Origin of the sequence: Janthinobacterium sp. ROICE36 (assembly GCF_002869965.1) — a bacterium.
Classification (GTDB): domain Bacteria; phylum Pseudomonadota; class Gammaproteobacteria; order Burkholderiales; family Burkholderiaceae_D; genus Janthinobacterium.
This window is the reverse complement of record NZ_PEBS01000013.1, coordinates 32,174-46,623: the sequence shown is the minus strand read 5'-3', so window position 1 is coordinate 46,623 and position 14,450 is coordinate 32,174. Positions and strand designations below refer to the sequence as shown.

The 14,450-nt window shown below is 61.6% G+C and carries 12 protein-coding genes; 7 read left to right on the top strand and 5 right to left on the bottom strand.

What is annotated here, in order from left to right:
- Positions 1–45: 45 nt before the first annotated feature.
- Together hemE and CSZ94_RS07760 are read left to right on the top strand one after the other, a co-directional pair.
- The gene (gene hemE, locus CSZ94_RS07765; RefSeq protein WP_102121026.1) at positions 46–1,131 is read left to right on the top strand and encodes a uroporphyrinogen decarboxylase; all 1,086 of its coding nucleotides are present in this window, start codon (positions 46–48) and stop codon (positions 1,129–1,131) included.
- 843 nt (positions 1,132–1,974) lie between these two features.
- Positions 1,975–4,011 carry a primosomal protein N' gene (locus CSZ94_RS07760; protein ID WP_102120986.1) on the top strand — a complete coding sequence of 679 codons (2,037 nt, stop codon included), beginning with the start codon at positions 1,975–1,977 and terminating at the stop codon, positions 4,009–4,011.
- Here the strand turns inward: CSZ94_RS07760 and CSZ94_RS07755 are convergent, their stop codons facing one another.
- Positions 4,012–4,902 (bottom strand): ArgP/LysG family DNA-binding transcriptional regulator, encoded by an 891-nt coding sequence (locus CSZ94_RS07755; protein ID WP_102120985.1) that lies wholly within the window; start codon positions 4,900–4,902, stop codon positions 4,012–4,014.
- Positions 4,903–5,033: 131 nt separating this feature from the next.
- Here CSZ94_RS07755 and CSZ94_RS07750 point away from each other — a divergent pair, with 131 nt between their 5' ends.
- Together CSZ94_RS07750 and CSZ94_RS07745 are read left to right on the top strand one after the other, a co-directional pair.
- Positions 5,034–6,482, top strand: coding sequence for a dihydrolipoyl dehydrogenase (locus CSZ94_RS07750; protein ID WP_102120984.1), 1,449 nt, complete (start codon positions 5,034–5,036; stop codon positions 6,480–6,482).
- Positions 6,483–6,645: 163 nt separating this feature from the next.
- Positions 6,646–7,767: an HD-GYP domain-containing protein gene (locus CSZ94_RS07745; RefSeq protein WP_258000832.1), complete on the top strand. Its 1,122-nt coding sequence runs from the start codon at positions 6,646–6,648 to the stop codon at positions 7,765–7,767.
- 1 nt (position 7,768) lies between these two features.
- Here CSZ94_RS07745 and CSZ94_RS07740 read toward each other — a convergent pair whose 3' ends face one another.
- Entirely contained in the window at positions 7,769–8,254 is a 486-nt protein-coding gene (locus tag CSZ94_RS07740) for an SRPBCC family protein (protein ID WP_102120983.1), read from the bottom strand.
- A 166-nt stretch (positions 8,255–8,420) separates the two neighbouring features.
- On the opposite strand from CSZ94_RS07740, the gene CSZ94_RS07735 reads away from it, so the two are divergent.
- On the top strand, positions 8,421–10,481 hold the full coding sequence (locus CSZ94_RS07735) for a UvrD-helicase domain-containing protein (RefSeq protein WP_102120982.1): 2,061 nt from the start codon (positions 8,421–8,423) through the stop codon (positions 10,479–10,481).
- Between the two features lie 7 nt (positions 10,482–10,488).
- On the opposite strand, the gene CSZ94_RS07730 is transcribed toward CSZ94_RS07735, so the two are convergent.
- Positions 10,489–10,845: an addiction module antidote protein gene (locus tag CSZ94_RS07730; RefSeq protein WP_102120981.1), complete on the bottom strand. Its 357-nt coding sequence runs from the start codon at positions 10,843–10,845 to the stop codon at positions 10,489–10,491.
- On the bottom strand, positions 10,842–11,228 hold the full coding sequence (locus CSZ94_RS07725) for a type II toxin-antitoxin system RelE/ParE family toxin (protein ID WP_258000831.1): 387 nt from the start codon (positions 11,226–11,228) through the stop codon (positions 10,842–10,844). Before CSZ94_RS07725 ends, CSZ94_RS07730 begins: the two co-directional genes overlap by 4 nt.
- 161 nt (positions 11,229–11,389) lie before the next feature.
- On the opposite strand from CSZ94_RS07725, the gene CSZ94_RS07720 reads away from it, so the two are divergent.
- Complete coding sequence (locus CSZ94_RS07720; protein WP_102120980.1) at positions 11,390–11,608, top strand: SlyX family protein; 219 nt, start codon at positions 11,390–11,392, stop codon at positions 11,606–11,608.
- Here CSZ94_RS07720 and CSZ94_RS07715 read toward each other — a convergent pair.
- Positions 11,605–11,997: a DUF6404 family protein gene (locus tag CSZ94_RS07715; protein WP_102120979.1), complete on the bottom strand. Its 393-nt coding sequence runs from the start codon at positions 11,995–11,997 to the stop codon at positions 11,605–11,607. The genes CSZ94_RS07720 and CSZ94_RS07715 overlap by 4 nt on opposite strands.
- Before the next feature lie 254 nt (positions 11,998–12,251).
- Here CSZ94_RS07715 and CSZ94_RS07710 point away from each other — a divergent pair, with 254 nt between their 5' ends.
- Positions 12,252–14,423, top strand: coding sequence for a M3 family metallopeptidase (locus tag CSZ94_RS07710; RefSeq protein ID WP_258000830.1), 2,172 nt, complete (start codon positions 12,252–12,254; stop codon positions 14,421–14,423).
- The last annotated feature ends 27 nt before the right edge of the window (positions 14,424–14,450 follow it).

Genomic DNA, 14,450 nt, shown 5'->3' with positions numbered 1-14,450 from the left:
CGATTGGATGCGATAATACCGCTTCTTCAAGCTCGATTGCCTGCCATGCCACAATTTGCTCCGCTCCAGAATGATACTTTCCTGCGCGCCCTGCTGCGCCAGCCGACCGAGCACACTCCCGTCTGGCTGATGCGCCAGGCGGGCCGCTACCTGCCCGAATACCGCGCCACGCGCGAGCGGGCCGGCTCCTTCCTGGGCCTGGCAAAGAATCCCGATTACGCGACCGAAGTGACCTTGCAGCCGTTGGAACGCTTCCCGCTCGACGCGGCCATCCTGTTTTCCGACATCCTGACGGTGCCTGACGCCATGGGCCTGGGCTTGTATTTCGCCGATGGCGAAGGGCCGAAGTTCGAGCGTCCGTTGCGCACGGAGCAGGACGTGAAGGCCTTGCAAGTGCCGGACCTGGAATCGCTCGACTACGTTTTCAAGGCCGTCACGCAAATCCGCACGGAACTCAATGGCCGCGTGCCGCTGATCGGTTTTTCCGGCAGCCCGTGGACCCTGGCGTGCTACATGGTGGAAGGCGGCGGCTCGAAAGAGTTCCATACCATCAAGAAAATGCTGTACAACCGCCCTGACCTGATGCACCACATCCTGGCGATCAACGCCACCTCCGTGGCGCAGTACCTGAATGCGCAAATCGATGCCGGCGCGCAAGCCGTGATGATTTTCGATTCCTGGGGCGGTGCGCTGGCCGACGGCGCCTACCAGGAATTTTCGCTGGCCTACATGCAGCAAGTGATGGCGCAGCTGAAACGCGACAAGGATGGCGTCAAGATTCCCGCCATCGTGTTTACCAAGGGCGGCGGCCAGTGGATCGAGCAGATCGCCGACATCGGCGCCGATGCCGTGGGACTGGACTGGACCGTCAACCTGACGCGCGCGCGCCAGCTGGTGGGACATAAAGTGGGCTTGCAGGGCAACCTCGACCCCGCCATCCTGTTCGCCAGCCCCGAGCAGATCCGCGCCGAAGTGGCCAAGGTCTTGCATGCCTTCGGCGCGCCGTCGGCAGGCACGGGCCACGTATTCAACCTGGGCCATGGCATTTCCCAGTTCACGCCGCCGGAATCGGTGGAAGCCATGGTGGAAGCCGTGCATAGCCTGAGCCGCGCCATGCGCAGCGGCCAGTAAGCAAGTACCGCTTCCCCTGGCGCAGGGGGCATAAAGGCAGGCTTTCCAGCGGAAGCCTGCCTTTTTCTTTGTTGCGCCTTAGCAGGAAATACCGACTTATGCACAATTTTTTTTGCTGCGGAAATAAGAGGCAGTTGAAAAGCCATGCCCGGGGATGCTCTGCAAGTACTTGATTATTAAGGAATAAAAAATGCATTGTCCGGTAGACTTTATTGCAATTGATAAGGTTATTCTTCCGTTTGCCAGCCTTATTCCTTCATTGTCCACAAAGTTATCAACAGATTCTGTGGATAAAATTGAAAAGTAATTTGTTAACCGATACTTAGCGCAGATGTTCAGGTTTTACCTGAAGTGCATGTTGCAGTGCATGATAATTGCACAATGTTTCGGCGCCCGGCACGCAAAAGCGAACGCTTGCCCGGCAATTGTCAATTTTGCTTCGTGCGGCAGGCATTTTTCCGGATTGCGTGCATCAAATCGGTGCTTATTTGTGTACAAAAAAAATGAGAAATGGTTCAGTTATGCACAGCGGCGGAAATGTCCCACGGATTTATCGCCTCCCGGGCATCAATTTTTAAGTCATTGATTTTAAATGTTTAATTTTTCTTGCGTGCCCCTCTTGACGGCGATCAAAATTTTCTGTCCACATTTTTCTGAAAGTTAATTTTGCTTTGTCCACAAAGTTATCCACAGAATTTTCTTCAGTTGGCATGACACGCGGTGGCGTCCGCCGTTAGGCGTTTGAGGGACGAAACAAGTATCATGGCCCGCTGGCTTGATGCCTGATATCGCGCCGCGCCATCCACCCTGCGGCACGCTTTTTTATTGAGATAGGCCACCCCCATGTCGCAGTGCATTTTGACGTCGTGCATCCTGAAAATCGCGCTCGACACGCCCTTGAACGCCCTGTTCGACTATCGCTGGAACGGCGATGAGGGGCCGTTGCCGCAAGTGGGACAGCTGGCGCTGGTGCCGTTCGGCCGGCGCGAAGTGATGGGGCTGATCGTCGGCGTGTCCGACAGCACCGACGTGCCTGCCGCGAAATTGAAGGATGTGCTGGCCGTGCGCAGCCAGCTGGCACCGTTGTCGGAACAGTGGCTGGCGCTGGCCGCCTTTGCCGCCGATTACTACCAGCGTCCGCTGGGCGAAGTGGCCTTGCCGGGCTTGCCGAAGAACTTGCGCGTGCTCACCACCGTAGCGCTGGACCGCGCCATCAAGAAGCTGGCCAAGCTGGCCGACGCGCACGATGGCACGCCGCTGAACATGCCGCTACTCAATGCCGCCCAGCAAGAGGCAGCGGACGCCATCGGCGGCGCCCGGGGTTTCAAGCCGACCCTGCTGTACGGCGTCACGGGCAGCGGCAAGACGGAAGTGTATCTGCAAGCCTGCGCCCAGGTGCTGGCGCGCGACGAGGCGGCGCAAATCCTGATCCTGGTGCCGGAAATCAATTTGACGCCCCAGCTGGAAGGCAATATTCGTGCGCGCTTTCCCGGCGTCATGCTGGCGACCTTGCACAGCAGCCTTTCCGAAGGCGAACGCATGCTGCACTGGCTGGCCGCCCACCAGGGCCAGGCGCGCATCGTGCTCGGCACGCGGCTGGCCATCCTGGCGTCCTTGCCGCAGCTCAAGCTGATCGTCATCGATGAAGAGCACGATCCTTCTTACAAGCAGCAGGAAGGCTTGCGCTATTCGGCGCGCGACCTGGCCGTGTGGCGCGCCTGGCAATTGCAGATACCCATCGTGCTGGGCTCGGCCACGCCTTCGCTGGAAAGCTGGCACCATGCGCAGACGGGGCGCTACCGCAAGCTGGAATTGCGCGAACGGGCCGTCAAGAACGCAGTGTTGCCGCGCGTCAAGATTCTCGACATGGAGCGCGACAAGCCGAAAGATGGCCTGACTTCGCATTTGATCGCCGCCTTAAAACTGCGCATGGAGCGCGGCGAGCAGTCGCTGCTGTTCCTGAACCGGCGCGGCTATTCCCCCGTCATCTGCTGCGAAGCGTGCGGCTGGATCAGCAATTGCACGCGCTGCACCTCGTTCATGGTGCTGCACAAGCCCGAACACCGCTTGCGCTGCCACCATTGCAGCCTGGAACTACGTATTCCCCGCCATTGCCCCACCTGCGGCAACGTCGATCTGCAACCGCTGGGACGCGGCACGCAAAGGGTGGAAGAGGGTTTGCAGCAATTGTTTCCTGAGGCGCGCATTTTGCGCATCGATGCCGATTCCACGCGCAAGAAAGGTAGCGCGCAGGAAGCGTTCGACACCGTGCACCGGGGCGAAGTGGATATTCTGATCGGCACGCAGATGGTGGCCAAGGGCCACGATTTTAAAAAGCTGACCCTGGTGGGCATTTTGAACCCGGATACGGCCCTGTTTTCCCAGGATTACCGGGCCAGCGAACGGCTGTTTGCCCAGCTGATGCAGGTGGCGGGCCGGGCTGGACGGGCGGCGCAGACCGAGGGTGGTAGTGTCTCCGAGGTGCTGATCCAGACGCGCTATGCGCGCCATCCGCTGTACGATGCCGTCGTCAACCACGATTACGACCATTTCGCCACCACCTTGCTGGAAGAGCGGGCCCAGGCGGCGCTGCCGCCGTATCTGTTCCAGGCCCTGCTGCGCGCCGAAGCGCCCGAGCTGGCCACGGCCATCGAGTTCCTGCAGGCGGCCAAAGAGTGCACGGCGCACCCGCAAGTGACCATCAATGACCCGATTCCCATGAGCATGACGCGCGTCTACAACGTGGATCGCGCCCAACTGCTGCTCGAATCCCCCTCGCGGCCCGCGCTGCAGGCGTTCTTGAAAGAATGGCTGACTGAATTGCGCGCCATGAAGTCGCGCGTGAAATGGTCGCTGGAAGTGGACCCGCTGGATATCTGATTAATTCAGGTAGTCGCGCGCCGACTTGACGATCTGCTCGGACAGCAGCTTGGTAAACGGCGTGTCCAGGGTCCAGGCATGCCAGCTCAGCGGGACGTCCAGGGTGCCGCCCGGCATCAGCTCCACGAGACGGTCTGTTGCCAGCGCTGGCGCGGCCAGGCGCTGCGGCATCAAGCCGTAGGCCAGGCCATCCTGGACGCAGGCGCGGCGCGCCGCTTCCACCGGCAGGGTGTGGTGTGGAAATGGTTCACGCATGCTCAATTGTTCCGCGAGGAAACGCGCCAGCAAGCCGTGCTGGCCCACCACGGCGGGCGCCAGTTGCACCGCCTCGTCACTGAAACCATCGCCGAACCAGTGGCCCGCAAACACGGGCGTGGCCACGCAGACATAGCGCAGCATGCCCAGCGGCGTGACGCTGGTGGCGGCCGCCGCATCCAGTGCTGTGCCGGACTCGGCCGCCACGCAGCCAAACACCGAGCCGTCGCGCACCATTTGCAAGGCGGCATCGCTGTCGGCCAGGCGCACGTCGAGCTGGCAGCGCGGCGGCGCCAGCAGGGCCGATAAGGTGTCGGGGAACCAGGTGGCCAGGCTGTCGGCATCGATGGCGATGGCGATTTCCGGCATGCTGACGCTGTTGCCCAGGTCGATGTCGAGCGAGGCTTCCATCAGCTTGACGTTGCGGTGATGCACGATCAGGCGCTGGCCCAGGCCCGTCGGCACGGCTGGCTGGCCACGGATGATCAGCAAGCGCCCGCTGGCGTCTTCCAGCGCCTTGATGCGCTGCGAGACGGCCGACTGGGTGATGCCCAGCGCCAGGGCGGCCTTGTCGAAACTGCCATGACTGGCCACGGCGTCCAGCACGGCCAGCGCGCGATAATCGATTGATCCCATTAGCTCAGCTTATAAATTTTTAAAATGATTAGTTATACTAATACATATATTGCTGCAAAGTAAAACCTTATTTTCAGCAAAAGAGTAGTATCAACCGCTGAGAGCAATCTGAAACAGGGATGACTGGCACGATGAAAACATTACGAGTGGATGTGGCCGTGATCGGCAGCGGTACGGCCGGCATGACGGCGCACAGGGCGGCGCGCATGGAAGGCAAGCGCGTGCTGATGATAGAAAGCGGGCCGTACGGCACGACCTGCGCGCGCGTGGGTTGCATGCCCAGCAAACTCCTGATTGCGGCGGCCGAGGCGGCCCATGCGGTGGCGAGCGCGCCCGGCTTCGGCGTGCATGCTGGTCCCGTGCGCATCGACGGCCGGCAAGTTATGAGCAGGGTGCGTAGCGAGCGCGACCGCTTTGTCGGCTTCGTGCTCGACGGCGTCAACGCCATCCCCGACGAGGAAAAACTGCGCGGCCACGCGCGCTTCATCGGGCCCGGCAAGCTGCAGGTGGATGAGCACACCCTCGTCGAGGCCAGCAGCGTGGTGATCGCCACCGGTTCCACGCCCATCGTACCGCCCGAGTGGCAGGCGGCAGGCGAGCGCGTCATCACCAGCGACGCCGTGTTCGAATGGACGGACTTGCCGCAATCGGTCGCCGTGGTCGGCGGCGGCGTGATCGGCCTGGAGCTGGGCCAGGCGCTGGCGCGGCTGGGCGTGCGCGTGACCCTGTTTGCGCGCGGCAACAAAGTCGCGCAATTGACGGACCCGCTGGTGCTGCGCGAGGCGGGCGCCGTGCTGGCGCGCGAACTCGACATCCGCTTCCAGACCAGCGTGGCGCACGTGGCGAAAAGCCCGGATGGCAGCGGCATACTGCTCACCAGCCGTGATGGCGCGGGCCAGGAAAAAACCGAGCAGTTCGAGTATCTGCTGGCCGCCATCGGCCGCGCACCGAACGTGGATCACATCGGTCTGGACACGGCGCAAATCGAGCTCGACCGCCACGGCATTCCCCTGCATGACCCGCACACCATGCAGTGCGGCAAGAGCGCCATCTTCATCGCCGGCGATGCCGACAATGCCTTGCCGCTGTTGCCCGAAGCGGCCGACGAGGGGCGCATCGCCGGGGAGAACGCGGCGCGCTTTCCTGACGTCAAACCGGGCTTGCGCCGCACGCCCTTGACCATCGCCTTCACGGAACCGCAGATCGCCACCCTGGGCGCCACCTACCAGCAATTGTGCGTGAGCCACGCGGGCCGCTTTGCCGTGGGTGCCGTGTCGTTCGGCAACCAGGGCCGCAGCCGCGTGATGCTGCAAAACCAGGGCTTGCTGCGCGTGTATGCGGAATTTGGCAGCAAGCGCTTTCTCGGCGCCGAGCTGATCGGCCCGCGGGCGGAACACTTGAGCCATTTACTGGCCTGGGCATGCCAGGCCCAGCTGACGGTACCGGCCATGCTCGACATGCCGTTTTATCACCCCGTCATCGAGGAAGGCGTGCGCACGGCCTTGCGCGAGCTGGCGCTGCACCTGGAAAAAGACCCGGAACACGCGCCTGGCTGCGCCGATTGCTCGCCTGGCGTCTGATGAAATTTTTATATTTAAACAATTTTGTAGACAAACGCACATGATTGCGCGATCATCGATGCCATATTGAAATATTGATTAAATGCAAAAAACATTTCAAAGGGTTCATGCCCACGATCACCCGATGGTAAAAAGGGTGGCGGCTAGCGATGACGGAGACGATGTGAAAATTCGGCGCATTTACGCGGGAGAACTCGCCCTGGGCGTGGCCCTGCCCTGGGACGTGCATGGCGAGACGGGCGGCTTGCTGGCCAGGCTGGGCCATGTCATCAGCAGCGAGAACCAGATCGAATTGCTGCTGGCGCGCGGCGTCATCGCCGATACCAGTGCCGACTTGCCGCGCACGGCCACGCAAGCGCCGTCGACCCTGCGCATGCTGAATTGCGTCACGGCGGGCCTGGCCCTCGTCTTGCCGGCGATTGCCGCCAGGCAGGCGGGCAGCCACGCATCGCTGGCGGCGCTGGCGCAACTGGTGGAAGAAGCGGTGGCACTGGACGCCGACGTGGCGCTGGCTTGCATCCTGCACAACCAGGGCGCGGGCGACTTTGCCGTGCGCCACAGCGTCGACACGGCCGTCATCACGGCCTTGCTGGCGCGCGCCCTGAAGCTTGACGATGGCGTGATCCGCAGCGTGGTGCTGGCCGCGCTGAGCATGAATGTGGGCATGCTGGAACGCCATGCGGATTTCCAGCACAAGGCGGGGCCGCTGGACGCGGATGAGCGCGCCTATTTGCGCGCCCACCCGCAAGCGGGCGTCGACTTGCTGCGCGCGGCTGGCGTGACGGACGCCGTCTGGCTGCAGGCCGTGCTGCAACACCATGAAAATATCGATGGCAGCGGCTATCCGCTGGGCACGCAAGGCGAGGCGATCGGCATCGGCGCCCGCCTGATCATGCTGGCCGACCGCTATTGCGCGCGCGTCTCGAAGCGCAGTTATCGCCAGCCCTTGCTGCCGAACGTGGCCCTGCGCGACATGCTGATGACCGACAAGGCCACCCTGGATGCGCCGCTGGCCTCCTTGCTGGTGCGCGAGCTGGGCATTTACCCCGTCGGCACCTTCGTCAAACTGTTGAATGGGGAAATCGGCGTCGTCACGCGCAAGGGCTTGAATGCCACTACGCCCCACGTGCAATCGCTGATCGGCCCGCGCGGCGCACGCCTGGATGTACCCTTGCGCCGCGATACGCGCGTGGACTTGCACGCCATCCGCGAAGTGCTGAACGCGGAGCAGGCGGGCTTGCAGTTTAGGCCCGACCAGCTATGGGGCTGCAGCGCGAGACTTTAATTTAGTTCAGCAAGCCCGCATCCAGCCGTCCCTCGGCCGCCAGCTCGCGCATGATGCGCACGGTGTCGATGTCGGACTCCTTGTAGGCGGAGCGGCGGAAGTCGTCGTACAGGGCGTTGGCCGCATCGGTGGCCGCGTCGTGGCCGTCGTCGTACTGGAAGCGCACCCACAGGCTGGCTTCATCGGGCATCTCGATGGTCATCACCAGCGAGGAGGCGCTGATATCCTGTTGCGCCGGCACTTCATAGCGTACCTGCAGTTGCGGCACCAGCACCACCTTGTCGTTGATGACCAGCTCGCCATAGCGCAGGCTGCGCGCGAAACCGGCATCGCTGCGCTGGCTGATCTGGCACTCGTCCAGGTGCGGCACGAACAGCCTGGGCGATTCGGCGCGCAAGACCAGGCCGCGCCAGACTTGTTCCAGGCTCAGGGTGTCGATCAGCGGGTTCAGCGGATCGTTGATTTCAATCAGATGTTCAAATTTCATGGGACTGCCATTTGGTAAGTGGGCGCGCACGGGCGATATAGGCGGAATGGTACTCTAGCGCTGACATCGCCGCACGCATTGCCTGTTTTTCACGCAGGTCTTGCCGTGTAAATGGCGGGCGCGACGCTGTTACAATGGGCTGCTGTTCCCTGCGGAAATACCCCTGATGTCCAAAGCACCACAGTTCGGTCTGAATGCGCCCCAAAGCGAAGCCGTTACCTACCTCGACGGCCCCTGCCTGGTGCTGGCGGGCGCCGGCTCGGGCAAGACGCGCGTGATCACGCAAAAGATCGCCCATCTGATCGAAGACCGGGGCTATGACCCGCGCACCATCGCCGCGCTGACCTTCACCAACAAGGCGGCGCTGGAAATGCAGGAACGCATCGCCAAACTCTTGAAGCAACCACGCCAGGCCAAGCAACTGACGGTATCGACCTTCCACTCGCTGGGCGTGAAAATCCTGCGCCAGGAAGCCAATGGCGTGGGCTTGAAAGACCGCTTTTCCATCATGGATAGCGACGATTGTTTTTCCCTGGTGCAAGACCTTGCCATTACCACCGATAAACAGGTGATACGCGGCATCCAGAGCGCCATGTCGCTGTGGAAAAACGGCTTGATCGACCCGGACACGGCGCTGGCGCAAGCCAAGGACGAGGACGAGGCGAACGCGGCGCGTATTTATCGCAGCTATGTGGCAACGCTCTCCGCTTACCAGGCCGTCGATTTCGACGATCTGATCCGCCTACCCGTGGAACTGTTCCGCAACAACGGCCCCGTGCGCGACAAATGGCAGCGCCGCCTGCGCTATCTGCTGGTCGACGAATACCAGGATACGAACACCTGCCAGTACGAACTGGTGAAACTGATGGTGACGGGCATCGGCAAGAAGCCGATGTTTACGGCCGTGGGCGATGACGACCAGGCCATTTATGCCTGGCGCGGCGCCACCGTGGAAAATCTGAAGACCTTAGAAACGGATTTCCCGGACTTGCGCGTGATTAAACTGGAGCAGAATTACCGCTCCACGATGCGCGTGCTGAACGCGGCCAATGCCGTCATCGGCAACAACCCGAAATTGTTTGAAAAGTCGCTGTGGTCCGAACACGGCCTGGGCGAGCCGATCAAGGTGCTGGGCATGCAGACGGACGAGCAGGAGGCGGAGCAGGTCGCCATCATGATTTCGGCCGACCATTTCGAGCGCAAGAACAAATTTTCCGATTACGCGATTTTGTACCGGGGCAACCACCAGGCGCGCATCATCGAGCAGTGTCTGCGCAAGGAACGCATTCCGTACACGATTTCGGGCGGCCAGAGCTTCTTCGACAAGGCTGAAATCAAGGACATCATCAGCTATCTGCGTTTGCTGGCCAACGAAGACGACGATCCGGCTTTTATTCGCGCCGTGACGACGCCGCGCCGTGGCGTGGGGCAGTCGACGCTGGAGGTGCTGGGCGCGTTTTCGGGCCAGTGGCAGTGCTCGCTATTCCAGGCCGTCTTCAAGGGCGGCATCGAGGCCAAGCTGACGGACCGCCAGCTGGGGCCGCTGCGCGACTTCTGCAACTTCATCAATGACCTCGAATCGCGCGCCAGCCGCCCGGGCGCGGCCGGCAGCGGCGACAACGCGGCCGAAGTGCTGGATGACATGATGAAGGAAATCCACTACGAATCGTATCTGTACGATGCCTTCGAGGAACGGCAAGCGCAAAGCAAGTGGCAGAACGTGCTGGAATTCGTCAACTGGCTCAAGGAACGGGGCCGGGGCGGCAAGGACCGCGACGGCGAAGAAAAGAACGTGCTGGAACTGACGCAGATGGTGGCCCTGATGACCATGCTCGAAGGCAAGGACGAAGAGCAGGACGCCGTGCGCATGTCCACCCTGCACGCGTCGAAAGGGCTGGAATTCCCGCACGTGTTTCTGGTCGGTGTGGAAGAGGGTATCTTGCCGCACAAGGGCGACCCCGACGCGCCCGCCGAAACCATCGCCGCGCGCATCCAGGAAGAGCGCCGCCTGATGTATGTGGGCATTACGCGCGCCCAGCGCACCTTGCACATCACCTGGTGCAAGAAGCGCAAGCGGGCGGGCGAGCAAGTCCATTGCGATCCGTCACGTTTCATCAAGGAAATGCAACTTGACGTGGGCGACGCCGTGCCGACCGAGTCGGAAATCATTTCGCCGAAAGAACGTCTGGCGCGCATGAAAGCCTTGCTGGCCACACCGAAAGTGTAAGCGGCGTTCAGGCTTCCACGGCGCCGTCCGGCGTGGTTTTTGGCACGATGGCCAGTTGCATGCCCAGCGCATCGAGCATCTTTAAAATGGTTTCAAAGCGCGGTTTACTGCCTTCGCGCAAGGCTTTATACGCGCCTTCGCGCGTGATGTCGGCCCTGGCCGCCACCTTGCCCATGCCGTAGGCACGCACCACGTCGTTCATGGCGGCCTGGAACAGCTCGGCGTTGCCGGTGGCGACGATTTCGCTCATGTAGGCGGCCACGGCAGCTTTGCTGGTCAGGTGTTGCGTTGGATCAAATTTGCTCAATCCCAGCGCGTCGAGGTTGTCGAGGTCGAAGTTGTCGTGATGGATGTCGTGACTCATTTCTTTCGTGCTCCTGTCGATGGGCCTGCCGCCGCTTTCCGGATGGCTGACTGCCGGGCTTTCAAGTCCCTGAGGATCGCTTGCGCCTGCTTGATGTCGCGTTGCTGGCTCGATTTGTTTCCACCCAGCAGCAACAAGATCAGGGTGCCCCGATTGGTTTCGTGAAAGTACACGCGCCAGCCGGGCCCCGTCTGTAAAAAACGCAGCTCGCACACGCCTTCGCCCACGGGCCGCCAGTCACCCTTTTTACCGTGCTGCAAATGCTTGATGCGCGCATCGATGGCGGCCGCCGCCACGTCGTGCAGGGAGTCTTCCCAGCGCCGGTATTCGGCCGTCTTGCGCGTGTCGATCAGCAGTGGTTCGGCAGATATCGGTGTATCCATTGTAATCGTTTGTTCTCATTCGTCAAGCGGTTTGATTCAGCCATCAGGGAAGAATAGGCAGAAATGGCCACCTGACCGATGGGGAATGGACGAGGTTTGTGCTGGCTCACGCCGCTGCGGCGGTAGAATGCCGCTTTCAGTCAGGAATCACCGAGAGCACCATGGACAATGCAGAACAGATGGAAATACGTTTCGTCGATATCGAAATCAAGCTGGCGCAGCAGGAAGACCTGGTCGAGTCGCTGAACCAGATGGTGTACCAGCAGGGCAAGCGCATCGACCAGCTCGAAGCGATGCTGCACAAGCTGGGCGAACACGTGCGCGACGGGGCGCAGCAGGCAAACGGCGGACTGGTGAACGACCGTCCGCCGCACTACTAATCAAGGGAATTGCCTGGGGACCGTTGCTCGTCCAGCGCGGTCCATGCCGGCAACTGGTGCTTGCGCCGGTCGCGGGCATAGACGCTGGCCATGGCGATGCCAAACAGGCTGCCTGCCACGCAGGCCGCCACCAGCGCCGCCAGGGGCGATAACGGGGTGGCGGCATCGGACCGCGACCAGAAAAAAATCCACATGATCAAGCCCCAGAACATGCCGAACCAGCGTCCCATGCCGAGCGCGGTATGCAGGAAGGACTGGAAATGCGGCGGCGGAACCTGCACGCCGGCCTTCCACAACAGGCGTATCAGCGGCGGCGCATAGTGGCTGCGGGCCATGCCCGTGTTGCTCAACAGTTCCAGGGCGCGTGTCTTGCGGTGCTCAAAGCTCATGGAGTCTCCGTCTAGTGTTGCCGAATGGATACTATATGCCATACAGGTCAGCTGAGCATTGATATTTTTCATTGCTGCGGGCAGGGGAGCTGCCGTATCGGCGTGCAGGTCCGGAGAGTCGGGCATGAAAACCGTTCATCACCGGCAGGCGCGCTACCATTGGTTTTGCTGGTGACGCAAGTGTGTCAGGCTGTTATTATTTCAGGCTGGCCCGCGACACAATCGCGGCTCTCTTGCGTTTCTTGAAAGAAGACATGACCCGTCCAACAATGCTCGTCATCGCCGCCAGCCTGATGCTGGCGCCAGCGGCCGCCGTTTTTGCCGCCAGCGCCACCACCGCGCCCACCACTGCCGCTACCTCGGCTACCTCGGCCACCTTGCCCGTTTCGAACCCGTTTGCGCAAGCGAGCAGCCTGCCCTTCCACTATCCACCGTTCGACAAGGTGCAGGATGCCGACTACGCGCCCGCCTTTACGGCCGGCATGGCCGCCAACCTGGCGGAAATCAAGGCGATTGCGAATAACCCGAAAGCGGCTACCTTCGACAACACCATCGTCGCCATGGAGCGTTCGGGCCAGTTGCTGGGCCGCGTGCGCACGGTGTTTTCCGTGATGTCCGGTTCCAACACGAATGACACGATCCAGGGCCTGGAACGTGAGCTGGCGCCGAAGATGGCAGCCCACAGCGACGCGATCATGCTCAATGACAAATTGTTCAAGCGCATCGATACCTTGTACGCCAAACGCGACAAGCTGGGTCTGGATGCCGAATCGAAACGCTTGCTGGAGCGCTATCACACGGACTTCGTGCGCGCGGGCGCCAAGCTGTCGGCGGCGGACAAGCAAAAGCTGCGCGGCTACAACGGCCAACTGGCGGCCCTGTCGACCAAGTTTGCGCAAAATGTGCTGAAAGAATTGAACGCCTCGGCTGTCGTTGTCGACACGCGCGAAGAGCTGGACGGCCTGTCTCCGGCCGCCATCGAAGTGGCTGCCGGCCTGGCCAAGAAGCGCGGCCTGGAGGGGAAATACGTGATCGCCCTCGTCAACACGACGGGCCAGGCGCCGCTGTCGCTGCTGACCAACCGCGCCTTGCGCGAACGCATCATGGCCGCTTCGCAAGCACGCGGCAGCCGTGGCGGCGAGTTCGACAACACCGCCGAAGTGCTGGAATTGGCGAAACTGCGCGCCGAACGTGCCGCGTTGATGGGCTACCCGAACTACGCGGCGTATTCGCTGGAAGACCAGACGGCGCACGACACCACCGCCGTGAACGCCCTGCTGGGCGAATTGGCGAAGCCGGCCGTCGTCAATGCACGGCGTGAAGCGGACGATATCCAGAAGCTCATCGATGCAGGCAAAGGCGGCTTCAAGGTCGGTGCCGCCGACTGGGCTTTCTATAGCGACAAGGTGCGCGCCGAACGCTACAACTTTGACGAGAATCAACTCAAACCGTACTTTGAAATGCACAGCGTGCTGACCAAGGGCGTGTTCTTTGCCGCTGGAAAATTGTACGGCCTCACCTTCAAGCAGCGCACCGACTTGCCCGTCTACACGTCCGACATGCTGGTGTACGACGTCTTCAACGAAGACGGCACGCAGCTGGCCATTTTCACGCTCGATCCTTACGCGCGCAGCAACAAGCGCGGCGGCGCCTGGGCGAATGCCTACGTGGGGCAGTCGAGCTTGCTGAACCGCAAGCCGGTGATTGCAAATAACCTCAATATTCCGAAGCCGGAAGCGGGCCAGCCGACCCTGATGACGTTTGACGAAGTCAACACCATGTTCCACGAATTCGGCCATGCGCTGCACGGCATGTTCTCGAACGTGAAATACCCGCGCTTTGCCGGCACCAGCGTGCCGCGCGACTTCGTCGAATACCCGTCGCAAGTCAATGAAATGTGGGCGCTGTGGCCGGAAGTGCTGCAAAACTATGCCAAGCACTATCAGACGGGCGCGGCCATTCCGGCCGAGCTGCTGGCCAAAGTGACGGCGGCCGACAATTTCAACCAGGGCTATAAAACCACGGAATACCTGGCGTCGGCCCTGCTGGACCAGCGCTGGCACCAGCTGACCCCGGCACAGATCCCGACCGACGTGCTGGCGTTTGAGAAAGCTGCCTTGACGGACGCGGGCGTCGATTTTGCGCCGGCGCCGCCGCGCTACCGCACCACGTATTTTTCGCACGCATTTGCGGGCGGTTATTCGGCCGGCTACTACGCCTATCTGTGGTCGGAAAAGCTCGATGCCGACACGGTCGAGTGGTTCAAGGAAAACGGCGGCCTGACGCGCAAGAACGGCGACTGGTTCCGTGCCAAGCTGCTGTCGCGCGGCGGTAGCGCCGATGCGCTCGACATCTACCGCAACTTCCGCGGCCGCGATGCGAAGATCGAGCCGCTGCTGGAACGCCGTGGCTTGAGCGGCAAGTAAACCGTGGTATTCCCGGCCTCAAAGCCG